Below are 23,878 nucleotides of genomic sequence, written 5' to 3'. Positions count from 1 at the left end.
AGCGCACTGCGTCGCATAGCCTTCGCATTGGGTCGAACGACAATGCAAGGCCGATTACTGCCGCTTGCGCCTGAACGCAAGCGGCAGTGACGAATCTAGGCGAACGCAACGGCGCACCAAGACGGCCACACGATCTTAACAATGCGGAGCTGCAAAGGAAGGGAGATGCGCCGCCATTCTCACGCTATGACCTTATCGCGTCCGTCGACTTTCGCGCGATACAGCGCGCGGTCAGCGCGTTGCAATGCTTCGCGCACATCCGTTTCCCCGTGCGCGACTTGTGAAAGACCGATGCTAACGGTCCATTCGAGCATGCCGTTCGCACATCGGCGGCAAGCATCGTGAATTTGCCGGGCGCACGCCTTCGCATACGGCGCGCGAGAGGCGGGCAAGATCGCGAGAAACTCATCGCCGCCCAAACGCCCGAATACGCCGCCGAGCGAATGAACTTCTGCGGTTGCAACCGTTGCCAGCGCCTGGAGAACCTGGTCGCCCGCGAGGTGGCCGTGCGTGTCGTTGATCTGCTTGAAGTGATCGAGATCGATCGCGAGCAGCGTCGCCCCGCTCGCGATTAGCGACAGCGACTGCGACTCGAAGCCCGCGCGGTTCCAGACACCGGTGAGCGGATCGCGCAACGCCGCATCCCGAAGACGCGCCGCTGCGCGTTCGGCGGGTATCGCGAGCAAGCCGAGGTTGAGAATCGCGAGCAGCAATTGGTCGGACAGCATGGGAACCAGTGCAAGAAGGTTGTCGCGAGCTCCGGTCCACACATAGCCGACGAGCGTGATGGCATAACAGGGCAGATAGCTCAGCATTGCGAAACCCGCCAGGCGGCGGCCTCGGCTGGGCGTGGCGATGATGTCCGCTTCCTTTGCGCTCGACGCACGCGGCTCCCCGGCCAGACACGCGAGGCCTGCAATCAGGGCCGATATCGCGATGCTCAGCGTATCGCCGATTTGCGTCACGAGAAACGTATGTGAATCCGTACCCGCGACGATCGCCGGAAGGAGATGCGTGGCAATGCAACCGGCGATCGGCAAGATCATCCACCAGCGAAACGCCGACTGGCGATCGAACGCGCGCAGCCCGGAAACGATTTGCATGTTGGTTGCCGCTAGCGCTCCAAGCAGCACGCTCTTGAGGACGGGGTGTCCCGGGGCGAACTCGAAGCCGATCAGTACGGCCGCGTACAAAAAGGCGCTGGCCGACCAATGCAAAAAATACCGCTCGCCGCCGCCCGCAAAGCGCACGAGCGCAAAAACGAACCCGAACGCGGTACTGGACAGCACGCTGCACAGGCGCAGTGTTTCGGTATCGGGTGTATGGAACATGTTAGAGACGTCACGCACAGGGCGGGACGCGTGAAAACGGAGTAAGCATGCGGGTCGCGCCCGAGGGAAGAAGTGTAGCGGAAGGCGATGGTTTCAATCGACCAAACAAGAGGGTAATTGTGGCTTTAAGCGGCGGTTGAAAAGCAGCGCTTTGAGGCAAGCGTCGGTCGTCGCATGGACGGTCTTAACGTTGCGCCGAGAGTCAAAGCGGTGGCGCGACAAACGACCGATTTCTGGATCATCGATCTAAGATCGACGAACATCGGCGATATGGATGACTGGGAATCGATCACTCGTCATAGCGATTTGCTTTGCCAGTTTCCGTATGCCCGTTGTCGTTTGTCGGTTAGGTTCCCGAAAGGTCAATGCGATTCCCGCCGGCTTAAACGCGTCGCGCCGCGTCGTTTAATCGACTACGTCTCCAGTTTCGCTTTTGGCGCCGAGTGCCCATACCCTTGCGGCCAAGCGCCCACGATGCACCACGATCGCATGGTGATGCACGTGTAAAGGGACGGGCGTCGGTCGGGATTAAGACAATGTGCGGTATCGCACGAAGAAAAAACGATTAGGCATACGTCTGATTTTCAATGAACTAATGTCCTCTTGCGGTGAAGGCCCATTCGTGAAGAGGAGAGCACAGATGAAAAGGCCATTGAACCAAGCCGTCGTGCCGGCGTTATTCTTTGCGCTCGCGTTAAGTCCAGCGCTGTGTGTTGCGCAGACGAATTTGAACGCTCGTTCATTTACCGACGTCGACGATACCGCCGATGCCACTGCGGGCAACTCCGTCGTCGCGACGACAGGCAGTCTTTCATCAATCCTTCAACGGCTGCAATGTGCAGCAGGGCTAAACCCGCTCGGCAACTCTGCCACCGTTTCGCTTACGGCGCGAATGGGAAGCTACAAGATCTATAACCCGTCGACAAACGAGTTAGACACGGTCAGCATGCGCTCGTACAACGGCTGTCCTTCAGGGCCGACCATCAGCATCAAGCCCGGCAACACGCTTAAGCTGAACTTCACCAATAATCTTCCGTTAAACCCGAATGACGGCACGTGCCCGAGCCAACCCGACCACGTCACACCGCACTGCTTCAACAACACGAACATTCATACCCACGGGCTACATATCTCGCCGTCGGGCAGCGCCGACAACGTGCTGATTGCCCTGCCGCCGAGCGGCGGAAAGCCGACGAGCGCCAACGCGCACCAGTATGTCTATAGCATTCCGTCCACGCATCCGGCTGGCACGTTCTGGTATCACGCGCACCTGCACGGATCGACGGCCATTGACGTGGCTAGCGGCATGGCGGGCGTGTTGATCGTGCGCGGCTCGCGCCAGGCGCGTGCTGGCGTGACGGACGGTCGCGCGGACATCGATACGATTCTTCGTCGGCGCTTGTTCGGATTGCCCCTGACAGAGCACGTGATGCTGTTTCAGCAGATCGAATACGCGTGCTTCAGCGATGCCACGTCCACCGTTCCGCTACTCGATCCGACAACAGGCGAATGGATCTGTCCTTCTGGAAAGATAGGGGAGATCCGTGGCTATAACAATCAACTCGGCTTCGTTCCCGATACCCGGACGGGCGCACCGGCGGGGGCGGTCAACTCATCGTGGATCATCTCGGGGCGCTACACGCAGATCAACGGTGTCGTGCAACCGATTTTTCCGAGTGCGCTCACCTTTGTCCCAGCCGGCGACATCAGGCGTCTGCGGATGGTGCACGGCGGCAATCGCGACACTATCAACGTGAAGATCGTTCGTGCCAACCTCACCGCGCTTGGCCTGGCGGACTCGCAGTCGCTAAGCGCGGCTCAGGTCAACTCGGCGACTAACGCCGCGGCTGCCGCGCTCGCCAACGATCGTACCAAGGCCGCGCAAGTCGTTACGCTCGACCAGTTGTGCAGTGGCGAAACGGTCAAGCAACTCGAGTTCGCCGAGGACGGCATTACGATGCAGACGATGGTGGAAAAGGACGTCAACTCGATGAACCCCGGTTATCGGAGCGACGTGCTGGTGGCGTTCCCGTCCCCAGGCTTGTATTGCGTCCTCGATGAGGCCGCGTCGGCGTCCGCGACCATCAACTTCCGCCCCACTGCGACGAAGGTGAAAGACAGGCGACTGCTGTCGTTCGCGCGAGTCGGTCCTGGCGTGAACATTCCGAATACGACAGTGGGCAACCACTCGAAGTACTGGCAGTACATCCGCGATCAACTGGTTGCATCGAATCCTACGTTGGCGGAACCGGCGAAGACGGATCTCAAATCGCTTGCGCTGCGCGCGTTCGCGCCGACTGTACCTGTGGATGGTCCGATCAAGCAGACGGTCAATCAACAGTTCCAGATCAATCTGCCGACTGGGCCGAATCTCCCACTCACCTTTCTGATCGAGGGGGAGTCTTATGATCCGAACAAGATCCGCGTGACAGGCACGCTTGGAACCGTCGATCAATGGAACGTTTCAGCATCGAACTTCGCCACGCACATCTTCCATATTCACACGAACCCGTTCAAGGTCGTCGACATTAAAAATGGATCGAACAATTCGATCTTCAACGGCTCGGGAGGCTGCACGCAAGAGGAGCTGGCAACCGGCGACAGCGAGTACTGCAACCTGCAAGGCGTGATACGCGATACGCTGTTCATCAAGGCGGGCTATACCCTTCAGATGCGTACGGCTTACGAGGATTTCACCGGCGAGTTCGTGATGCACTGTCATATCCTCGACCACGAGGATCGCGGGATGATGGAGAACGTAGCCGTAGTGTCGCCGACGACCGCGTGGTTGCAACGTCTTTCTGCACCGATCACTGCGATGACGAAGGGCACGAGCCGATGGATGGCCCGATTTCGCGGCGAGGATGAAACGAAGTTTGCGCTTGCGGCTTCGTTATGTTCAGCCAAAAGCTACGTACGGCGTTAGGGAGGGCTTGGGAAGTGCGGTGAGGATCGCGTCATCGCGCCGGCAAGAACCGATGTGGTCAGCTCGACGCTCCATGCCGGATGGGCGCGTGCTGTACGTGTGACCGTTCCCAGAATCCGCTGTTGGCCGGCGCTGAAGGAGGCGAAAGTCGTTTTTACTTCGTGTTCAAGCTAGCAATACGTTTCGAGTGCCTCGAAGCTAACCACGCGCCGTCGGCGCACAGCCTTTCGCCCGGCGCGCCGAAGCCCGCGGCCGCGCCCTCATGCCGGATCCGTTCCTCGCGGCACACCGGCCGGACTGGGCGGATCGCGCGACTCGGCCGCGTCCTGCGCACGATGCGGCGGGTCTTCGGCCTGCGCCGGTCCGAGACCGGTGAGGCCAGGCGAATCGATGGGGTGTTCGGGCGGCCGGGAGCCATGCTGATTATTTCCTGCCTTAGTTTCGGACATCGGCGATCTCCGGGCGAATTGACACGGCTTTCTATAGCAAGCGACATTCCACGTTGCGCGGCATGACCGCTCCTCGAAATATCCTCGTTCCTTTTCGAAAGAAGGCGGCATGAACAAGGATCAGGTCGAAGGCGTCAAGAAGCAGGCGAAGGGTTGGGTCAACACGAGCGTCGGCAAGCTCACCCGCGACGGCGATCGGACGGCCCCCGGCGATAAACGCGCCGTCGATCCTGGCAATCCGGGCGATACCCGCGGCCGGCTGCGCTAAAGATTGTCGCGCGGCGTCCGTTAAGCGGTCTGAACGTCGGCGTTTCGTCGGCGCTCGTCTTGCAACGAGGCCGCGCGCCACGCGGCGAAACGATTCCACGAGCATGAGCGACCCAGCAACCACTCACCGTATACACGAAGTACACGGCGCGCAAACCGGCTGCGCCGGATGCACAAGCGTCGATCATGCCGTCGAACTGGCATTCGCTTTCCAGCCTATCGTCGACGTCGGCACCGGCCGCGCGTTCGCGCACGAAGCGCTGGTGCGCGGGCCCAACGGCGAGTCGGCGGGAAGCGTGCTGGCCCAGGTGGACGACGGCAACCGCTACCACTTCGACCAGCGCTGCCGGACCACGGCGATCGCCCAGGCCGCCGCGCTGAAGATGGAGGGCCTGCTCTCGATCAATTTCATGCCAAATGCCGTCTATCGTCCCGAAGCGTGCATCCGCAGCACTTTCGAAGCGGCGGAAAAGCACGGCTTTCCGATCGAGCGGATCATCTTCGAGACCGTGGAGGGAGAGAACATCATCAGCCGACCGCATCTGGTCGATATTTTCCGAGCGTACAAGGGCTTCGGCTTTCAGACCGCCATCGACGACTTCGGAGCGGGCTACTCGGGTCTGACGCTACTCGCCGACTTCCAGCCGGACCTGATTAAGCTTGACATGGAATTAGTGCGCAACATCGACATCGATTCCGTGCGCCAGCGCATCGTGAGCGGCGTTCTGGCAATGTGTCGCGACCTTGGCATTCGCGTGATCGCAGAAGGGATCGAAACGCGAGGTGAGCGCGACTTTTTCGCGGCCAACGGCGTCATGTTGATGCAAGGTTATTTTTTTGCAAAGCCCGCTTTCAAGGCGGTGCCTCCGCTCTGTGCGAGCGCGATGGCGGCTTGATTGGCGGCGTTACGGGGTTGCGGTCGCCGATGCCCACCACGCGCTTCCCGTCGTATCGTTGTTCCATGAAGATTTCGTGCTCGGCAACGACAAGCCGCGCGAGCGGATGATTGTTTAACCTGCAATCGCCGGCGCGGCGCGGCGTGGTGATCGGAACCGACCACGCCGCCGAATTGCTCATGGGCTTCTTCATGCAGTTCGGCGACAGCGGAACGGATGTCCTGCGCCTACCGTGCTTGAACAAACGGAGCGTGCTCGCACTCGCACGCTCGATGGGCGCCGACCAGCGCCCGCGGCATCGAGATGCACCTCAGACAAACGAACGCCGAGGAAGGGGCTACTGGCTCGCTGCGGCCGGGGAGCTCACCGCTGCAGCCGGCGCCGACGCCATCGGCGCGGAGGCCGCTGTATCACCTGCTGACCCGCCGCTCGTTTCCGCGCTGCGCTTGCAACCCGCTGCGAACGACATGGATGCGACGAGCGCGGCGACAACTACAATTCGGATTGCGGAGTTCATGGCATTGCTTCCTCTTAGGTTTATGGACGCTGCATTGAGCCGTCAAAGCCCTTTGCCTTGGCCCTTAAAGGGTACGTCTATGAGCGTTGTCTGCACCGACGTGCCGCTTTCCCACGCGTTCGCCCCGGGCGCGACATCGGGCACGGGGATGTCATAGCGTTTGCGCCGGCGCTCTTCATGCGACACATTGAGGCGCTGGTCCCGCTCCTCAAGCGCTGCCTCGTTCACCTGTCCGTCTTGCGTGAAGCCCATCATTAGTTGCGGTGCGCCGTAAGGGAACTCGTCACGGTCGATCTGCCACGTATGGAAGGTCTTGCCGTAAGTCGACACGAGGTCCTTGAAATAGGCGCGCTCGGCGAGCTCCGGAATACCGGGCGCAACCAGAACGCCGGACTTCACTTCGTAATGGTGGCTGTGCCAGAGGCGCTTCTCCTCCGCGGGCAACTGCCGGAAGCGTTCCTCAGAGATGATGTATTCGATGCCGATAAGGCGTGCATCGTGCCGGTTCGAATCGAAGATCACGCATTGATGCAAGTCGTGACGCAGATGAATGCAGAAATGATGCGCCTCGACCTGGCGGCCCATGTCGTCGGCATACATGTGGAATCCATTAAGCCACGTACTCATCGCCTCAAGCGGATATTTGGGCTGCATGACGCCAGAGGCGAGATCGAGCAAGCGATGCTTCGCGGAATGGCCTTCTCCGACATTCGCGATCGCGCCTGCGCGTCGCCCGATCAATACGCCCGCCGCCGCCGCGAGCCCGGCGACAACGCCAGCCGCGACAGGCGCGAATTGGCCCTGCTGATTCGCCAATCCACGTCGCGTCCCCATGAACGTCTCCTTTGCCCGGCTCGCACCTTTTCGTAGCAATCGCCGTACCGCTGCGGCCGCGGCATCGCGTTTGCTGAAGTGCCTTGCATGCTGACCGGGGGACGCCTTCCCCGTCCGCAGCGTGGCGATCCCAGCGGTCGGTACTTTTCCCTCTTTGATTGCGCCCAGGAGGCACCAGGAGTTCATCATGAGCACGTCTTCGCAGCCCCGCAAACCTAGTGAATTGCAGGAAGCCGGCGAGCAACCGGACAACGAAAACGCCAATGGCGACGACACCTATACGACCGACATCTCCGAAACGGACGACGATGGCAAGACCGTGCGCGAGGCCGAGGTGAGGTCGGATGACCTGTCCGAAACGAAGGCAGGAGAAGGTGGCAAGTCCTAAGCAATGGCGGACCTGCGCCTGTAAGACGGCTTCACGCCTGGCATGAGTCCGGCGACATCGCGGGTCACGAATTCATGGGCGAGGTCGTTTCCGTCCGGTCCTTTGGCAAATGTGTCCGGCAATAGGAGCGTGGACGCGGATGCGGATCGCGTGATCTTCGACCGACGATACATAGAGCCGCCCCTCGCGATCGCAGAGTAGCCCGTCCGCCGGTTCGTCTATGCCAGCCGTTTCGACCCGCGAATCCTCGCACGCCAGAATCGGTGACGTACGCGAAGCGTCCGTCGGGGCGCTCGCGGACGTCGTTGACGTAGCTTCCTTGCGGTGCGATCGATTCGTCGAAGGCGAAGTTCTGCGCAACGCGGTTCGAAGCGAAATCGATGCGTACCAGCTTGGGCGCGCCGGGAACGATGAGCGACTGCGCAGGGGGGGCGCCGGGGTCGATGATCCACAACTTTCCACGCGAAACGCCATCCGTGGCGCCGCTCAAATGCTCGAAGCGCCCGGCGCCGTTCAAAAGGACTGGGTTACGGACCGGGTGCGGCGATGCACAACCGCTTAACATGACGCGTCGACGGTTCTTCGCCGCTTATTTTACGAAGGACAATTTGAGCATGCCCGGTAAGAGACCCAAGCTCGTCCTCTATCCGACGCGCACCGTGACCCAGCCCGCACCGGCCAGGACGGACGATGACTTTGCCATCTACACTTCATACCGGATCAATGCGGGCCACCTGTATCACGGTAGCCTGAAGGTCGTGCGCAAGACCGATGGCCGCCTGCTCTTTCCTTTCGATGGCGCGCCTGTCATCGGTCCCTTTGCTTCGAAGCATGAAGCGATTACGGCGGCACAGGAACGTGGGCGCGCGATCGTGCTCGCTGACCTCGAGAGTCCCGAAGGTCTCTAAGTCAGACATCGACCGTCGTTTATACAAGAGAGGAGATCGAGAGACTGCCTCAAATGCCGTCGTAACGCTTGTCGGGCTGATGCTGGCTAACGCGTCGACTCTAAATTCGTCCGGCTTATTATTTAAGACACTGATGCGTAGCGGCGACCTGTCTAATCAGGCTTCCGAGTCCGGCTTGCTCGTCGGATGACCGTTCTTCGACCCTGGTTCGACGTCTGGATCGAGTTGATCGTGCTCGGGCTGATACGTTCCCTGCTCGGGGTGGTCCTTCCCCTTCGGAACGAGCGACGCGTCCATACTGCCATGCTCTTTTTGCTCGATGGTGCCGTCGGGCTTCTGGGTTACGTCGCCAGCACCGAGTTCTTCTCGGCGTTGGTCAGCACGTTCTACTGGATCAGACGGCTCGGGCTTCATGATTTCTCCACGGTTAGTCGGTGTGTCAACGCACAGCAACTGGAATGCCTGCGGAAAACCATTGCCCTGCATTCTCGATGCAACGCTCATTGCCGCCTCACAGAAGTCCAGCACTACGAGTTCGACACCTACGAAACGCGCGCAAGGACGCTCGGTTTCAACGAAGTGATCGCTTCGGTTCGGATTTTATGAGCATGTTTGACTGCGACCTACATGCGATTCTGGGCCATGTACCGTTTAGCCATCGATGCGATCAGCAGCCCAGTCACGCTCGCGAGAATTACCCCAGCCGTCGCGCGGTGGTTCAGTCTCGCGCTCGTATATAGGCTTGATTCAAGTACCGGACCGTTTTTACCCGAACGTTCGCGCAGGCTGCCCGCGCCTTTGTAGAGCGCGTCGCCGCTGCGTTTCGCCTCCTTCGTCATCTGCGCCGCAACGCCGAGCTTGCCCATGAAGCGGTCAAAAAGGCCCGGCGCCGCACGCTCGAACGCCACGGTGCCGCGCGAGGCTCCGCCGACATAGATTTCCGGTTCGGGACGCGTCGCCGCACGCAGAATCGCCTTTGCGACGATGTCCGGGGCGTAGACTGGCTGCGGCAGCTTCGGCTCGATGTCGAGATGGTTGCGCGCATGCTGGACGAAGAGCGTATCGATTCCGGCGGGTTTGATGAGCGTCACGGAGACCGGCGCGCCTTCGTCGATCAGTTCGAGGCGCAGGGTGTCGGTGTAGCCCTTCACCGCATGTTTCGACGCGACATACGAGCCTTGCAACGGCACCGCGATATCGGACAGTTCGCTTCCCAGGTTGATCAGCGCGCCGCCGCCACGCTTCTTCAAGTGTCGCACGGCAATCAGCGAGCCGTGCACGACGCCCCAGAAGTTCGTCTCGAAGAGCTTGCGCTGGTCTTCGAGCGGCACCTCGTCGCTGAACCCGTAGACTGAACCGCCCGCGTTGTTGACCCAGGTATCGAAGCCGCCGAAGTGTGCGACGGCGGCATCGGCGGCGCGTTCTAGCGCCACCTCATCACCGACGTCGGCGGCGGCGTAGGCGACGATCGCGCCGCGCGCTGACAGCTCATTCGCGACCTTCTTAAGCGCGCGTTCGTCCCGGGCGATCAGCATCAGGCTCGCTCCCCTTCGAGCGGCGACACGCGCGGTGGCGAGGCCGATGCCGCTGGTCGCGCCGGTGATCACGATGACCTGTTGGTTCAGGGGTTTCAGTTTGAATCGCATGTCGGTAGGTCCGGGCGGTGGAATGTGCTTACGATGCAGCATCGCCTGTACCTGACCGGGCGTGATATTCGTGGGAATTACGTTGGCAGCTGGCTGGGGATTAGTGGTGTGGGATACGCCCCACAGTCGCTGCCCCGATGGAGGTCGTGTCCACGCACCGCGTCATATTTTGCTGCGTCCCGAACGAATCCAGTTCGGTTGGGTCGCTATCGCCTGCGTGTAACAGCACGCCATCGCCACTGCGGCAAACGCTTTTCTTTTCATAGCCCCCGCGACTTGTTGTTTTCGTTCACGAGCGTGCGGAGGTGTCCGCGCCGCGGTCGTCGCGTCTTCAAGCTCCTGGCAAACGGCGTCTGGCCGAATGCTGGCGAGACGTAACGTGGCGGGCGGGCACGCCGCCGAAGCGCCGCCCTCAATCAATAACGCGCGAGCAGGAACCCGTCGTAGTAGCCGCGGGCGCCATGCGTCTGAAGGCTGAGAATGCGCTGGCGGGCGACGCAGCGCTCCGCGAAGCCGCGTTGAAGACGATCATCTCGTTTGCAAAACAATCAGCCCCAGGCAAGTATCGCCACCGTATACACGATGCCGATCCAGAACATCATGATCACTGTGTAGCCCATGATGTCCTTCAGCTTGAGCTTGGAGAGCGCGAGCGCCGGCAAAATCCAGAACGGCTGCACGAGATCGTTCCACGCGTTACCGAGCATCACGGCCGTCGACGTATGACCGACCGAGGCGCCGATCGCCTTTGCGGCCTCGATCATGAACGGTCCCTGAATGACCCAGTGCCCACCGCCCGAAGGCGCGAAGAAGTTGATCACAAACGAACTGATCAAGCCCCAGAAGGGCAGCGTTGCAGGCGTCGCGATCTTGACGAAGAACTGCGAGAACGTGTTCACGAGACCCGACGACGCCATGATCGCCATGATCCCCGCGTAGAACGGGTACTGCAGGATGATGCCGCTGATCGTGCGGATGCCTTCATTCAGCTTTTCGACATATCGGATCGGCGTGCCGAGCAAGATGATGCCGAGAAAGAGGATGATGAAATTGATCAGGTTGAGATCCATCGAGCCGCCGCTGCGAAAGTAGATCGCGACATAGACGATCCCGATCGCCCCGATCAAATAGCTCAGCACGCGGCTGTTGTTCAGGCGGTTCGCCAGCGTGCCGGCCTCGTCACTGTTATCGGCTTCGGATTCCGGCGACGCGGCCTTCGGCGCGTATTCCAGACTGCGGTCGATCTCCGTCACCGGCTGGCCCGGCTTCGGATGCAGCCACGCATTGAGCAGCGGCAGCGTCACGATCACGACGAGGCTTGTCATCAGCATAGCCGGCGAGAAGATTGTCTCGGACAACGGAATCACGCCCATTTGTGCTTCGAGCGGATGGCCCTTGGTGGAGATGAGCACCGGAATGCTCGCCGACAATCCCAACCCGTACAGCGTGAAGCCGCTGTAAGCGGATGCGATGATCAGCGGATAGTGCACGCCGCGCACGCGCAGTGCGAGTTTGCGCGCGACGATCCCGCCGACCACGAGGCCAAAGCCCCAGTTCAGATAGCTGCCGATGCCGCCCACCAGGGTCGCGACGATGATGGCAATGCGCGGATCGTGCACACGCGCGACGACACGATCGAGCAGGCGCTCGGTCAAGGGCGCTGTGGCGAGCACGTAGCCCATCGCCAGAATCACCGCCATCTGCGTCGTGAAAGCGAGCAGTGCCCAGAAGCCTTTGCCCCAGCTCGTCGTGAGCGCGGTGATGGCCTGTCCCTGGACGAGCACGGCGAGAACCATCGTGAGCAAGGTGAGGCCGATCGCGAAGACGAATGGATCGGGCAAGTACCGGCGCATCAGCTCGGTAAAGAAAGCGGTGATTTTCTGCATAGCGTGTCTCTGTGTCTGTCGTTGTTGTCGTGCCTTGCATGCGGCGCAAAGCGAGCATCAGTCGTCTTCGTCTGCCGATTGCTTCCGGTGACGCACGAGTTTCGTCAGCTCTCGATCGCGCCAGGCGACGCGCTCGTTCCAGCGTTCCATTGGCAGTGCGCGGCGGCGCTCGGTCTCGACGCGCGCGACGAGTTCGGGCGTCCACGGATCGTGCTGTCCGCGCTCCGCGCCCATGCGCGCGTATGACGGCCCCATCTTTTGCGCGTGCGCGGCGATTCCGCCGCGCGTGTTCAGATCGACCGTCTCGAACGGACCGACCACCGACCAGCGCGGTCCCAATCCTTCGCGCATCACGGTGTCGATGTCGTCGACCGACGCGACGCCGTCGCGAACGAGACAATAAGCTTCGCGCAACACGGCGCCCTGCAGCCGGTTGAAGACGAACCCCTCCGCTTCCTTCGACACCAGCACCGGCTTCATTCCCGCCACGCGGAACAGATCCGCCGCGCGAGCAGTCGATGCCACGGAAGTGAAGGGCGACGGCACGATCTCGACCACGGGAATCAGATAAGGCGGATTGCCCGGATGCGCGACGAGGCAACGGTCGCGCGCGGACAATGTTTCATCGACGAACTTCGACGCGGCTAGAAACGACGACGCGCTCGCGAGAATCGCATGCGCAGGCGCGGCGCGGCTCAATCGTTCGAACAACTCGCGCTTAACCTCGACGCGTTCAGGCGCGCATTCCTGCACGAGATCGGCGCCGTCGACTGCGGCTTCCAGCGTGTCGACGACGTCCACGCTCTCGGCCACTTGACGCACCGCCGCTTCGAGCAGACCGAAGCGCGCGAGCGTCTCCAGCCGCTCGACGATTTCCGCCGGCACGGCCTCGCGTCTCGCGGCATCGGGATCGTGCAGGCGCACGCGCCATCCTGCGCGCGCGAACACGACCGCGAACGCCACGCCGATGCTGCCGCCACCGATGATACCCACGCGGCGCAACGTCTCATCGCTCATCGTCAGACTCCCGCGACGCCGACGGTCATGCCGCCGCACACGTACAGCACCTGGCCGGTCACGAAGCCGCTGCGCGCGTCGAGCAGATAGGACGCCGCATGCGCCACATCGTCTGGCGTGCCGACACGCTTCACCGGCACGCTTTCGATGATCGCGCGCGTGCGCGGCGCATCGGGCGGATTGGCGCGATCGAAGAGCTCGGTGCGGATCGGCCCGGGACCGATGGCGTTCGCCGTCACGCCTAGGGCGCCGAGTTCGAGCGCCCAGACGCGCGTCATGCCGATCAGCGCGGCTTTCGTCGCCGCGTAGGCCGTGCGCAGTTCCTTGCCGAGCGCCGCCCGCGACGACATGTTCACGATCCGCCCGAAGCCCGCGGTCTTCATGCCGGGCAAGAGCGCCTGCATGCATTGCTGCGCGCAGCGCACGTTCAGCGCCCAGGCGCGTTCGAGTTCTTCGAGCGTCTGGCTTTGCGCGTCGGCCGGCACCACCACGCCGACGTTGTTGACGAGCCGCGTGATCGGGCCGTCCTCTAGTGCGCGGGCGAGCGCGTCGGCGGTCGCGCGCGTGTCGGACAGATCGGCGATCAGGCCGTCGCCGATCCGGTCGATGACGACGACTTCATAACCGTCGGCCGCGCAGCGAGCGGCGCACGCCGCGCCAATGCCGGCGGCGCCGCCGGTAATCAGGACTCTTTCTCTGGACATGTTCGATATCGAGGGTGATGAATGAAGGTCACACGGTCGCGACCGGCGTGACCGGCGAACCCATTGCGCCGGGCAGGCGCAACGGCGGTGCGGTCAGCATGAAGCGCGAGCGCTGGTGCTTGCGAAGCCAGTCTGCGAGATCGCGCAGATACCACAGTTCGCCAAGCGGCAAACCGAGTTTGAAAAGACAGTGATGATGCAGCGGCATTGCCGGATGTTCGCCGGGCGATGCGGGCGGCCGCGCCGGATAGCGTTCGACCGCGTAGTTGTCGGCGGCGAGCGCCGCGATGCCCGAATCGGTGATCCACTTCAGGAGGCGCTCGTCGCGTCCGTCGAGCGCACTGCAATGGCTGTTCAGCACCGCCTCGTCCGGGTTGCGGTTCATCTCCAGGATCATTTCCGCGAAGCCGGTGCGTAGTAGCAGCATGTCGCCCGTTTCGATTTCGATACCATCGGCATCGAGCACGAACATCAGGTCGTCGTAGCCGATCGTGCGGTGCTCGCGTCCGTAGTGTGCGACCAGATCGATCAGCACGCCCCGGCCCTGCATGCCCTTGACCGCCAGGTTCTCGATGCCAAGCGCATCTGCGCAGCTATGCTCGCCGCCGCATGCATGTGGCGCGAAGCCGTCGTCATGGCGGTAGTCGACCGGGCCTATGACATCCTCATTGGCGCGAAAGCCGTTGTAGTAGACGCTCTCGGCGACGCCATCGCCGTCGGCGTCGAAGCGTGCGCCGACGTGCGCGAGCGCGTCCCACTGCGTCGAATATTGCAGCGAAAGCAACACCTGGTCGTCGCTGACGACGTCCGTCGCGCCTTCTTCGTTGCGCGCGAACGGGAAGTTCACGTAGGGCAGGCCGTCACGAAACGTGGGTCGCAGTTGCGGAGGGTGGCGGCGCACATTGAGCTTGTTGTCGCCGGGAAAGTCCAGTGGCAAGGAGAGCGGAAAGCTCATTCCCGCGCGAATCTCGCGCGCGCCCCTGAGCACCTGCTCGGCGCCGATCAAATTTAGTCGTCCGAACTGGTCATCGAGTCCGAAATCGCCCCAGTTGGACCCTTCGGGCCGGTTTTTCCAACGCATCAAAACATCCTTTGCTATTTCGCGGGCAGAAAACAGGGAAGGGCAATCGACGCCGACTAACCCAGCAACGATGGCGGAATCCGCCCGTAGACCTCGAGCAACGCCTGAACCGCTTGTCGCTCGTTCTTCAAAAGACGCGCTTTCGGCGCCCCGATCACGAGCGCAAATGCCTCGCCGTGAATCAAGAAGCCGCGCGCCAGTCCGGCGACGTCCTCGACGTTCTCGCCGGTCGAACGATGCCAGCCGTCTCTCACACCTTGCTCGATCTCCCGTTCGAGCGCCGCACGATCGGCGATCGATCCGTCGGTAAACGCCGGCAGCGGTTCGCAACTGTCGAGCAGCTTGCGGCGCGCGGCCAGTGAGAGCGCGCCGGCGAGCGCTTTGCCCGCTGCGCTCGCATGCACGTACATGAAGCCGCCCGGCTCGTCGCTGTAACGAATCTTCTGGCGAGATTCCATCACGTCGAGATACACGACCCGGTTGCCCGCCAGTGTCGCGAGTGCGGCGGTTTCTCCCGTCGCGTCGCGAAGCGCGCTCAGTAGCGGCTGGAATGCGAGCGTCAACGGGTCCTCGCTGCAGATGTCGCGCGCGACGTGCAGCAAGCGCTGCGTCGGGTAGTAGCCCGCCTTGACGCCGGGCGCGTAGAGGTAACCCTTCGCGACCATCGTCTGTAAGAGAGCGTGGCAGCTGGAGAGCGGAATCTCGGTTCGACGCGCAATTTCGCTGTAAATCATCGGTTGCCGGACTGCGGCGAAGAGATTGATCACATCGAAGACGCGGGCAGCAGTTTTCACATCCATGAGAACATTATCGACATTTCGATAGACGATGCGCAATAGCTCGCGGGTAAACCCCTAAAAAACCCTTAATTAGATGCTTTGCGTTGAAACGTGACCTCGGGTAATCCCTTGGTTGACGCTGACCGACCGCAGCGGTCATAGTCCGCCACTTCACCCGTTGTTCGAACAAAGAAATATCGTTTGGATAGCGAACAATCTACGGCAGCCGGGACTACAAGAGCCGGCCGCGTGCAATCGATTTTGGAGATGTGTCTTGACAGCTAACGCGCCCGAAAACAGACAAGGCCAAGCCCGTAGGGCGGGTATTGCATCGTTCGTCGGAACGACGATCGAGTGGTACGACTTCTACGCTTACAGCACTGCGGCGGCGCTCGTGCTGGGCAAGGTTTTCTTTCCCACGACCTCAGCGTTGGTCGGCACGCTCGCCGCGTTCGCTTCGTTCTGGGTGGGCTTTCTGGCGCGTCCGATCGGCGGCATCGTGTTCGGGCATCTCGGCGACAAGGTCGGCCGCAAGAAGACGCTGATCGCGACGCTGATGCTGATGGGTTGCTGCACGACCTGCATGGGTCTCTTGCCGACCTATGGACAAATCGGCGTCTTGGCGCCGGTGCTGCTGATCGTGCTGCGGCTCTTACAAGGCATCGCGATGGGTGGCGAGTGGGGCGGGGCGGTGGTGTTGTCGTCGGAGCATGCGCCAAAGGGCAAGGAAATCCTCTACGCGGCGTTTGCCCAGCAGGGGTCGCCCGCCGGCAATCTGCTTGCAACGCTTGCGTTCCTGATCGTCTCGATGCTTCCTGATCATCAGTTCATGACATGGGGCTGGCGTGTTCCGTTCCTCTTCTCGGCCTTGCTGGTCGGCGTGGGACTATTCATCCGGATGAGCGTCGAAGAGTCGCCTGCGATGCAGGAACTCAAGGATAAGAAGCAGATTGCGAAGCTGCCGATCGGCGAAGTATTGCGCCATCACAAGAGCCTCGTCGCGATGGGCGTGGGCGCCTGCGTGATTGCGCTTTCCGCGACATACTTCAAGACCACGTTCGCGCTGTCATGGGCGGTGACGAGCATCGGTTTCGACCGCACCCAGTTCCTCGGCGTGATTACCGCGGCGATCGTCGTGCAACTGATCGTGCAACCCTTCGGCGCCGTGCTCGCAACGAAGATGGACCTGAAGAAAGCGGTGGCGTTCATGCTGGTGCCCGAGATCCTCGCGTTGCCATTGATGTTTTCGCTGATCGCGACCGGCTCGGTGAAACTCGCGATGATCGGCATGGCGCTCGCATCGATTCCGCATTCGTTGTACTACGCGGCGATGGCCGGAATTCTCGCGAAGTCTTTTCCGGCGCAGGTGCGCTACACGGGGATCTCGCTGTCGTATCAGATCTGCGGGATGTTGTTCGCTGGTACGACGCCGATTCTCGGGCAATATCTGCTTAGCTCGACGGGCAGTATCTGGTCCGTGGTGGGGTTGGGGGTCTTGCATGTTTTGATTACGCTGGTTTGCGCGCTGATGCTTGTCGGACGGATGCATCAAGAGAGTGCGCGCGGCGAGCGAAGCGCGACGCTTTTGAGTACGTAAGACGCGGGGCGTCGTCAATTCGATGAGTCTTGCGCCGCCGCGCGGTCGTTGTAGCAAAGCACTGTCGGGGGGCGGAGAGCGATCTCAAAGATCTCCTGCGCCGCCTTCTGCCCCTGTGGCGTGAGTTCGACGTCGATAGTCCGCTCGTCTGCAACAAGAAGCTCGTGCTTCCTTCATCGTCGACACGTAGCCCATGCGACGCTGGTTCGCCACAGCGTGGCCTTTGCGCTTGCCGGCGAATGCGATGCGCGTATGTCCCTGGGCGATCAGGTGCGCAGTTGCGAGCGCGAAGCCGAAAGCGATATCGACGCCTACGGTATCGACGCCGTCATCCATCGGACGCGTTACCAGTACGAGTCGGATTTCCCATAACCGGATTTCTGCTGGAAGCATTTCGTCCGTTTCGAGTCGGCGCCACAATCAGTCCGGCAAGATTGCGTTCGCGCATCGAGCGCAGCACACGAGTTTCCCGATTTCGACACGCCGCGGTTCTGGTCCGCCCGCTCCCGGTTCGTCTGCTTCCAGACTTTATCGGCGCCGTAGACCTGCATGTTGGCCGGCCACACACGCTCGGGCAAGGTTGGAGCTCAAATTCACGCTACAGTAATCCTATGCCCGCGTTGCCAACGCTGGTCGCCAAAAATTCATTTCGTGGTTTCATTTGCGTTTCCATCGATTTCTCCTTTCATTTATATTGATGCATTGCGTCTCGTGACCGGTGCGCTTCCTGATCAGGCTGAGTGTTATTTATTTGATTCGAGGTTGACATGCTGATCCATCAGGCAGTTCTCGACGACCTCGCCGCCTCCGGTGTGCATATCTCCATCGATGCGGCGGCAATGCCGCCCCCGCGGCTGGACTACATTCTTCGATTGTGGCTCGCGCAGAAAGGGACTCTGACGATACGCAACGCGGGCGCGCTTCCGCCTCAGGTGCTCGTTCAGATCGCCCGGGCACTGGGCTCGCGGCTCACGCTCTCGGAATGATTATCTGTGCGTGCAGGACAGGGATCTCGTGGTGCTCGCCGACCCGACGATGAAACTCGACGGCCCGGTCCTGTTGTATAGCTGGAGGAACGCACTGGACAGCGACGCCACCGGTTCCATCGACGGGAATTCGCTTCAATCGCTTTTCATCATCGCGTTCGGGACGGCTTCGATTATGCAGAAGGCATCGCTTTGCTCAACATGGGCTAGAGGAAACGTCTGATCGTCGTATATGACGGCCCAGGCCCCGCGCCTGAACGGCGGCGATCATTACACCGCCGATGTGTTCATTCTTCGATGAAGCGATCCGGCTCCTGTGTGCGATAGTGCTTCGAAGCCGAGCTAGTCCCCGTACCCCTCGAAATCGGCGCGTGACTCGGGCAACTGACCGCCGCCTGCTCGATCGAGCTTGACGAGGAAGGCAAACGGATTGCCTTTCGCGGGCGGGCTCAGATACACGAAGCGCCAGAGAAACAGCGCGCGCCGTCGCACGTGGCCCGCCTTCAGGTCGCCCGCCAGATCCGGAAAATCGATCACCTGAGGCGGCGGCGCGGTGGCGAAAAGCGCGCTGCTCACCGCCGCGCCTTGGCAAGTCGCAAGCCCGTACGACGCGGCGGGCGGCGCGAGCACCGGTCTCCCGACGATGCCCACGTTGAGATCGAGCATGGTGCCGCCGATCTCGACGCTGATCTGCAGCCGGTCTCCCGGCGACAGTCGCGCGGGCGTATCGCTTATCGCGGTCGACTGGTCCCGCAACTCGCGAAGGTTCCGGATCGGCACGGCATGAGTCGCCGGGCTTTCGCGCACGCGTCCGCGCGGAGGCCGATGCCGGCTCAACGAGCGTAGCTGAAGCAATGGAAGCGGTCGGCTGCGCGTCGGCCGCTAGCGGTGTCCGCTTCGTGCGTTTTGCGACGACAAAATTGCGGTTGGCGCCGGCTCGAACCGTGTTTCGGCGTAAGGTTCGATGCGCGCTGCCGGCACCGGTTTGCCGATGAAGTATCCCTGCGCGGCATCGCACCCAAGCTCCTTGGCGAGAACGAGCTGCGTTTCGGTTTCGATGCCTTCCGCAACCGTTCCCATGCCCAGCGCGCGGGCGAGGGCCACCATCGCCTCGACCATCGCGCGTGCCTGGTGACAGGTTTCCTTAACGGTGAGCTTCTGCACGAACGACTTGTCGATCTTGATGCGATCGACAGGCAGTCGTATGAGGTACGCAAGGCTCGAGTAGCCGGTACCGAAATCGTCGAGCGAGACGGTCACGCCAAGCCTTCGCACGGCCGACAGCGCGCGCGACGCGGCGGCGAAGTCGCTCATGACGGCACTCTCCGTCACTTCGATGTCGAGTATGGAAGCGCATACGCCGGACGCCTCGGCCGCCTCCGAAACCAGGGCGGCGAGATCGCAGTTCTGTATCGTCGTGGCCGACAGATTGACGGCGACTTTGAACGGAATGCGGTCCGTCGACTGCCACTGCGCGGCCTGGCGGAACGCGAGGCGAATCAGCCATTCGCCCGTCGCCTCGTAGGCCGGCGATTCAAGCAGCATGTCGAGGAAGTCGGCCGGCGTGAGCAGCCCCAGTTGCGGATGGTTCCATCGTATAAGCGCCTCGGCTCCGTAGACGCGGCCAGTATGCAGGTCCAACTGCGGCTGATAGTGCAGTTCGAACTGGCGCGCGGCGCTCGCACCTTCCAGATCCGCGCGTAACCGCAGGCGATGCGAAAGGCGCTGCGCATCCTCCTTGCCAAACGACCACACATGCGAACCGCCCGCGCGTTTCGCGTGATACATCGCGGTGTCCGCGTTACGCAACAGCTCGTGGGCACTCGATGCCGAGATGGGGTAGCGCGCCAAGCCGATGCTCGCCCCCACTGAGGCCCGCACGCATGGAGTCTGAATTGGCTCGCGCATGCGTACTAAGACGTCGCGCGCAACGCGCGCGGCCTCGCCCTCGGGCGCGTCAACGAGAAAAATGACGAATTCGTCACCGCCGATGCGCGAAACATGGGCGCGTTCGGCAAGCATGTCCGAAAGACGCTCGCCGATGGCACGCAGCACTTCATCACCTGCCGCGTGACCAAATGAATCGTTGATATCCTTGAAGCGGTCAAGGTCGATGAAAAGCAGATCGACGGAAGCGGCAGCGCCTTCGTCGACGAGACGGTTCAGGCGCAGCAGCAGTTCCCGCCGGTTGATGAGCCCGGTCAGTTCGTCGTGTGTGGCCTGGCGCGACAAGCGTTCGGAGATCGCGCGCGCTTCGGTGACATCGCGAACCAGCACGATGACACCGTCGTCGCACGGAAATGCCCGCACTTCAAACCAGGCACCGAGCGGCGGGTAGAAGTCGGTAGCGGTGCTGGGCATTCCGGTCTCGGCCGCCTGACGATAGGCGGCTTCGTAGCTCGACCCGATGAGGTCTGGGTATTCGGCCCAGATCTCGCGGCCCAGCAGATCCGCGGGCCGACGCTTCAGCAACCGTGCAGCGGTGCGGTTGAGGTTGCGGAACTTCCAGTTACTGTCGAGCGACATCACCCCGTCGGTGATGTGATCGAGTACTTGAAAATCTTCCACGCCCTGTCCTCCGCGTATCGACCGCCGTTACAGTTGTCGGCCAATCTTATTTAAATTCGACAACGTTGTATCGTAATATGAATAGGTGATTTCGGGAACGAGAGGTTTTCTGGAGATGCGCCGCCCGTTCACTGTAGCGCATTCACTGCCACGCCGCGCCATTGCGCTTGTCACCGCGCTTCCGCGCTGCGCAGGCGCTTGAAGCACTGCGCGCCAGGCAAGGGGCGAGATCGGATTCTCCATGATTTTAGGCGATCCCCTCGTCTTCCAGCAGCACCGCAAGGGTGCCGCGCTCGCTCTGGCAGCCCGCCTCGTAGTCGACGTCGTGCGGCATGAGATGCTGGATCGAGCGCAACAATCGCGGTGCGAAGCGTGCGCCGAAGCGCGCGACCAGCGCGTCGCGCTCGGTGTCGCCCGCGTGCGCGAGCGCGCGCAACTCCGCGACTGGCAAGCCGACGAATAGGTCCAGTGGGAAAGGCGGTGAGTCCGGGTCGTCGCCCGGACTTACGGGCGAACGAATCCGCAAGCCAGGCTGCACGTGTGCCTCGAGTTCCATCGTGAACGTGTACTGAGCGTTGCTAGCAAGCGCGGTCTTTGCCTCGCTTAGTAGGAACGGCGCGATGGACTTGACGGTAGCGAGTTCTTCGTCGTTGAGCATGATCGATCCTTCGGGCGCAGTTTATGTCGGCGCGGGCCTCGAGATAGCGGGCGATGAACGGCGCCGTGCGCAGCGAACGGAACAGAAGCTGTGTCGTCCCTTCGTGCACGCTGAACGGCGCCGCAAGCGCCATGCCGGACATTCGGTGGCACCTGCTGCTCCTCCCGGCCGTCCTGCTCGCGAGTGTTATGACAGCGACCGCTGATCGGACGTGGGGACAGTACCCCTATGGAATTTGAGCGCCATCGGGGGCGCCGGGGACGGAAGGTTCTCGAGGCAAACTGCGCGCTAAAAGCCCAAGGAATGCGTGTGGGACGCGCGGTTGCGAGCCCAAGTTCGCCAAACGAGTACATGGGACGGGTACAGCGAATGCTAAGTAAAAGAGCCCTCAGTGTGCACGGATCCAGCCTGCGCTGCGCCGACCATTTAGCATGTGCCTCACGGTTGTGTCACGCCGCCCGCGCCACCGATTGGTTCTTAATGACCTTGAATAAGGCGCTTCATCCCCAGTTTGCTCGATGCGCGGGCGGAGTCGACGCCCGCCAAGCTACTCAACGCAGCGGTGTTACGCCATCGGCGACCCCTGCCGGCATGCAGATGTGCTTGATCTCCGTGAAGTCGGCGAGCGCATCGTAGCCGTGCAGGCGGCCAAGACAGCTTTGCCGGTATCCGCCCGTTTCCGCTTCGGCAAAGAGCTTGTTGTGATCGTTGATCCACACCGTGCCGTTGCGCAACGCGCGCGCGATCCGGTAGGCGCGAGCGCCGTCGTGCGTCCACACGCTCGCGGATAGACCGAATACGGTGTCGTTGGCTTTCTCGATTGCCTGCGCTTCAGTGTCGAATGTCTCCAGCGTGACAAACGGTCCGAAGATTTCCTCCTGGCAGAAGGATCGTTTCGGGTCGCTGTGTTCGACGAGCGTCGGCGACAGGAACGCATGCCCCGAGCGCTTGCCGCGCAGCAGTACGCGATCGGCTTCGTTGCAGGCACGGGCAATGGTTTGATCGATCGCGTCGCGCGTGGCCGCGTCGATTAGCGGACCGATGTCCATTGCCTCGTTGATGCCTTCGCCCACTTTCAGCGCTTCGAGCGCGCGCGTCAGATGCTCGCGCATCTCGGCCGCACACCGCGCATGCACGAGCACGCGACGCGCAGCAGTGCATTGTTGACCCGAGATGATCGTCGCAGCGCGTGCGATACGCGGCGCGATCGCGGCGACGTCCGCATCCTCGAAGACGACACAGCACGACTTGCCTCCGAGTTCCAGCGAGAGCTTCTTCATGCTTTCGGCGGCGGAGGCCATAATTTTTTTGCCCGTCGCGGTCGCCGCGACCCAGTCTTTCATACGATCGTGCCGGCCGAGATGGAGCACTTGCTGCTCGGCGCCATTCCGCGTGAAGCGACGCTGCTCGCGCATCTGCAACGCAGCCATCCTGGCGTCACCGACGTGCATCTTTCGGTCGGCGGCGTGTGCCGCTATCACCTCTGGGTGCAGTTCGAAAAGAAGCGCGAAGGCGAAGCGAAAAATGTGATCCCGTGCGCGTTCGGTGCGCATTACGACATCAAGCAGGTCGTCGTCGTCGATACCGATGTTGACGTGCACGATCCCACCGAAATCGAAAGGGCAATCGCGACGCGCTTTCAGGCCGACCGCGATCTCGTCGTGCTTGAAGGCGCACAGGGTTCGCCCCTCGATCCGCCAGTCGTCGTCGACCTGTCATGCGGTTCCGGTACGCCTATTGCTCCATTCTGCTGAAATAACTTCGTTTCGAAATCATGTCAGGCACTGCCCTTTCTCTACCGTCACGCATCTGGACCGCGCGCACGTTCGCGTCCGTTGTTGCGCCTGTTACCGCTCTGATCGTGGACGACAATGCTGAACTTGCTATCGCGATACAAGCGGCGCTTGAGCTTGAAGGGTTTGACGCTCGGACAGCCGACTGCGTCCACGCCGTCCCGTTTGCCCAGCAACGTCCGCCAAGCGTTGTCCTGCTCGACATCGAGATGCCAATAATCAACGGATTTCAAGTGGCTCGCGAGATGCGCAAGCTAGCTGACTGTGCTTGTGTTCCGATCATTGCGCACACGTCGCTTGCGGAGGGTGAAGTCCTGACGCAAGGGATACCTGCCGGAATCGACGCGTACTGCCGGAAAGGGAACTCGTTAGATGCATTAATTGCGCTCCTACAGTTGGTCGCTCCGGCTCGCAGAGGCAGCGGCAAATAGACGCTTGGAGCGGGGAAGGGCGGCGCTTGGCGGAGCGTGAAACACCTCGAGGGACGGGGCGCGCGGCCGCCTCATTCTTTATGGTGCCACGGTTCTTGCGAGAGCAAGCTTCGTCAAGTCGATGTAGACCGTGATCTCATGCAGCACGATCAGCGCGGCCATCGCACAGATGGCGAACGGGTTAATCTGCAGGAACAGCGCGCACAGGACGAGCGC

At 61.6% G+C, this 23,878-nt stretch carries 24 protein-coding genes and 2 pseudogenes; 11 read left to right on the top strand and 15 right to left on the bottom strand.

The genetic code is table 11. The features are described 5' to 3' along the window. Positions 1 to 179 precede the first annotated feature (179 nt). Positions 180 to 1,331 carry a GGDEF domain-containing protein gene (locus QCE48_RS15805; RefSeq protein WP_309784762.1) on the bottom strand — a complete coding sequence of 384 codons (1,152 nt, stop codon included), beginning with the start codon at positions 1,329 to 1,331 and terminating at the stop codon, positions 180 to 182. Between the two features lie 640 nt (positions 1,332 to 1,971). Between QCE48_RS15805 and QCE48_RS15800 the strand changes: the two genes are divergently transcribed. The 4 genes and pseudogenes from QCE48_RS15800 to QCE48_RS15785 form a co-directional block, all read left to right on the top strand. Next, on the top strand, positions 1,972 to 4,257 hold the full coding sequence (locus tag QCE48_RS15800) for a multicopper oxidase domain-containing protein (protein ID WP_309784761.1): 2,286 nt from the start codon (positions 1,972 to 1,974) through the stop codon (positions 4,255 to 4,257). Positions 4,258 to 4,815: 558 nt separating this feature from the next. Next, positions 4,816 to 4,974, top strand: coding sequence for a hypothetical protein (locus tag QCE48_RS15795; RefSeq protein WP_309784758.1), 159 nt, complete (start codon positions 4,816 to 4,818; stop codon positions 4,972 to 4,974). A gap of 103 nt (positions 4,975 to 5,077) precedes the next feature. Next, entirely contained in the window at positions 5,078 to 5,869 is a 792-nt protein-coding gene (locus QCE48_RS15790) for an EAL domain-containing protein (protein ID WP_309784756.1), read from the top strand. Between the two features lie 67 nt (positions 5,870 to 5,936). Next, positions 5,937 to 6,156: pseudogene (locus QCE48_RS15785) on the top strand (NAD(+) synthase); the annotation flags it as partial. 272 nt (positions 6,157 to 6,428) lie between these two features. On the opposite strand, the gene QCE48_RS15780 reads toward QCE48_RS15785, so the two are convergent. After that, positions 6,429 to 7,409 (bottom strand): OBAP family protein, encoded by a 981-nt coding sequence (locus tag QCE48_RS15780; RefSeq protein WP_309784755.1) that lies wholly within the window; start codon positions 7,407 to 7,409, stop codon positions 6,429 to 6,431. On the opposite strand from QCE48_RS15780, the gene QCE48_RS15775 reads away from it, so the two are divergent. Next, positions 7,408 to 7,608 carry a hypothetical protein gene (locus tag QCE48_RS15775; RefSeq protein ID WP_309784754.1) on the top strand — a complete coding sequence of 67 codons (201 nt, stop codon included), beginning with the start codon at positions 7,408 to 7,410 and terminating at the stop codon, positions 7,606 to 7,608. The genes QCE48_RS15780 and QCE48_RS15775 overlap by 2 nt on opposite strands. Before the next feature lie 64 nt (positions 7,609 to 7,672). Here QCE48_RS15775 and QCE48_RS15770 read toward each other — a convergent pair whose 3' ends face one another. Next, positions 7,673 to 8,173 carry an L-dopachrome tautomerase-related protein gene (locus QCE48_RS15770; RefSeq protein WP_404982595.1) on the bottom strand — a complete coding sequence of 167 codons (501 nt, stop codon included), beginning with the start codon at positions 8,171 to 8,173 and terminating at the stop codon, positions 7,673 to 7,675. A gap of 49 nt (positions 8,174 to 8,222) precedes the next feature. Between QCE48_RS15770 and QCE48_RS31895 the strand changes: the two genes are divergently transcribed. Next, positions 8,223 to 8,516, top strand: a complete 294-nt coding sequence (locus QCE48_RS31895) for a DUF6723 family protein (protein WP_404982593.1) — start codon at positions 8,223 to 8,225, stop codon at positions 8,514 to 8,516. A gap of 156 nt (positions 8,517 to 8,672) precedes the next feature. Here QCE48_RS31895 and QCE48_RS15760 read toward each other — a convergent pair whose 3' ends face one another. From QCE48_RS15760 to QCE48_RS15730, 7 genes are all read right to left on the bottom strand, one after another. Beyond that, the gene (locus tag QCE48_RS15760) at positions 8,673 to 9,020 is read right to left on the bottom strand and encodes a hypothetical protein (protein ID WP_309784750.1); all 348 of its coding nucleotides are present in this window, start codon (positions 9,018 to 9,020) and stop codon (positions 8,673 to 8,675) included. A gap of 119 nt (positions 9,021 to 9,139) precedes the next feature. Continuing rightward, complete coding sequence (locus QCE48_RS15755) at positions 9,140 to 10,162, bottom strand: SDR family oxidoreductase (RefSeq protein ID WP_309784749.1); 1,023 nt, start codon at positions 10,160 to 10,162, stop codon at positions 9,140 to 9,142. Between the two features lie 548 nt (positions 10,163 to 10,710). Then, positions 10,711 to 12,048 (bottom strand): TIGR00366 family protein, encoded by a 1,338-nt coding sequence (locus QCE48_RS15750; protein WP_309784748.1) that lies wholly within the window; start codon positions 12,046 to 12,048, stop codon positions 10,711 to 10,713. A gap of 57 nt (positions 12,049 to 12,105) precedes the next feature. Beyond that, complete coding sequence (locus QCE48_RS15745; RefSeq protein WP_309784747.1) at positions 12,106 to 13,065, bottom strand: 3-hydroxyacyl-CoA dehydrogenase; 960 nt, start codon at positions 13,063 to 13,065, stop codon at positions 12,106 to 12,108. A 2-nt stretch (positions 13,066 to 13,067) separates the two neighbouring features. After that, the gene (locus tag QCE48_RS15740) at positions 13,068 to 13,769 is read right to left on the bottom strand and encodes an SDR family oxidoreductase (protein WP_309784746.1); all 702 of its coding nucleotides are present in this window, start codon (positions 13,767 to 13,769) and stop codon (positions 13,068 to 13,070) included. 28 nt (positions 13,770 to 13,797) lie between these two features. Continuing rightward, on the bottom strand, positions 13,798 to 14,850 hold the full coding sequence (locus QCE48_RS15735) for a cyclase family protein (RefSeq protein ID WP_309784744.1): 1,053 nt from the start codon (positions 14,848 to 14,850) through the stop codon (positions 13,798 to 13,800). 56 nt (positions 14,851 to 14,906) lie between these two features. Continuing rightward, positions 14,907 to 15,650 carry a helix-turn-helix domain-containing protein gene (locus tag QCE48_RS15730; RefSeq protein ID WP_309784743.1) on the bottom strand — a complete coding sequence of 248 codons (744 nt, stop codon included), beginning with the start codon at positions 15,648 to 15,650 and terminating at the stop codon, positions 14,907 to 14,909. Positions 15,651 to 15,903: 253 nt separating this feature from the next. Here QCE48_RS15730 and QCE48_RS15725 point away from each other — a divergent pair, with 253 nt between their 5' ends. Beyond that, positions 15,904 to 17,226, top strand: a complete 1,323-nt coding sequence (locus tag QCE48_RS15725) for an MFS transporter (RefSeq protein WP_309784742.1) — start codon at positions 15,904 to 15,906, stop codon at positions 17,224 to 17,226. Between the two features lie 84 nt (positions 17,227 to 17,310). On the opposite strand, the gene QCE48_RS31890 is transcribed toward QCE48_RS15725, so the two are convergent. Continuing rightward, positions 17,311 to 17,562, bottom strand: a complete 252-nt coding sequence (locus tag QCE48_RS31890) for a hypothetical protein (RefSeq protein ID WP_404982589.1) — start codon at positions 17,560 to 17,562, stop codon at positions 17,311 to 17,313. Positions 17,563 to 17,993: 431 nt separating this feature from the next. On the opposite strand from QCE48_RS31890, the gene QCE48_RS15720 reads away from it, so the two are divergent. Both QCE48_RS15720 and QCE48_RS15715 read left to right on the top strand, forming a co-directional pair. Next, on the top strand, positions 17,994 to 18,212 hold the full coding sequence (locus QCE48_RS15720; protein WP_309784741.1) for a hypothetical protein: 219 nt from the start codon (positions 17,994 to 17,996) through the stop codon (positions 18,210 to 18,212). Positions 18,213 to 18,222: 10 nt separating this feature from the next. Then, the gene (locus tag QCE48_RS15715) at positions 18,223 to 18,435 is read left to right on the top strand and encodes a DUF3616 domain-containing protein (RefSeq protein ID WP_309784739.1); all 213 of its coding nucleotides are present in this window, start codon (positions 18,223 to 18,225) and stop codon (positions 18,433 to 18,435) included. Positions 18,436 to 18,554: 119 nt separating this feature from the next. Here the strand turns inward: QCE48_RS15715 and QCE48_RS15710 are convergent, their stop codons facing one another. The 4 genes from QCE48_RS15710 to QCE48_RS15695 all read right to left on the bottom strand — a co-directional run bounded on the left by QCE48_RS15710 (position 18,555) and on the right by QCE48_RS15695 (position 22,718). Next, positions 18,555 to 18,992: a hypothetical protein gene (locus tag QCE48_RS15710; RefSeq protein WP_309784738.1), complete on the bottom strand. Its 438-nt coding sequence runs from the start codon at positions 18,990 to 18,992 to the stop codon at positions 18,555 to 18,557. 102 nt (positions 18,993 to 19,094) lie between these two features. Continuing rightward, positions 19,095 to 20,780, bottom strand: a complete 1,686-nt coding sequence (locus tag QCE48_RS15705) for an EAL domain-containing protein (RefSeq protein WP_309784737.1) — start codon at positions 20,778 to 20,780, stop codon at positions 19,095 to 19,097. Positions 20,781 to 21,027: 247 nt separating this feature from the next. Beyond that, a complete protein-coding gene (locus QCE48_RS15700; protein WP_309784736.1) occupies positions 21,028 to 21,438 on the bottom strand; it encodes a hypothetical protein in 411 nt (136 codons plus the stop codon). A 551-nt stretch (positions 21,439 to 21,989) separates the two neighbouring features. Beyond that, a complete protein-coding gene (locus QCE48_RS15695) occupies positions 21,990 to 22,718 on the bottom strand; it encodes an aldehyde dehydrogenase family protein (protein ID WP_404982586.1) in 729 nt (242 codons plus the stop codon). A 42-nt stretch (positions 22,719 to 22,760) separates the two neighbouring features. On the opposite strand from QCE48_RS15695, the pseudogene QCE48_RS15690 reads away from it, so the two are divergent. Then, positions 22,761 to 23,147, top strand: a pseudogene (locus QCE48_RS15690) (UbiD family decarboxylase); the annotation flags it as partial. 65 nt (positions 23,148 to 23,212) lie between these two features. Further along, complete coding sequence (locus tag QCE48_RS31885; RefSeq protein WP_404982584.1) at positions 23,213 to 23,662, top strand: response regulator; 450 nt, start codon at positions 23,213 to 23,215, stop codon at positions 23,660 to 23,662. The last annotated feature ends 216 nt before the right edge of the window (positions 23,663 to 23,878 follow it).

The sequence above is a fragment of the Caballeronia sp. LZ024 genome (genome assembly GCF_031451455.1).
GTDB classification, from domain to species: domain Bacteria; phylum Pseudomonadota; class Gammaproteobacteria; order Burkholderiales; family Burkholderiaceae; genus Caballeronia; species Caballeronia telluris.
This window is presented reverse-complemented; position numbering and strand designations above follow the sequence as displayed.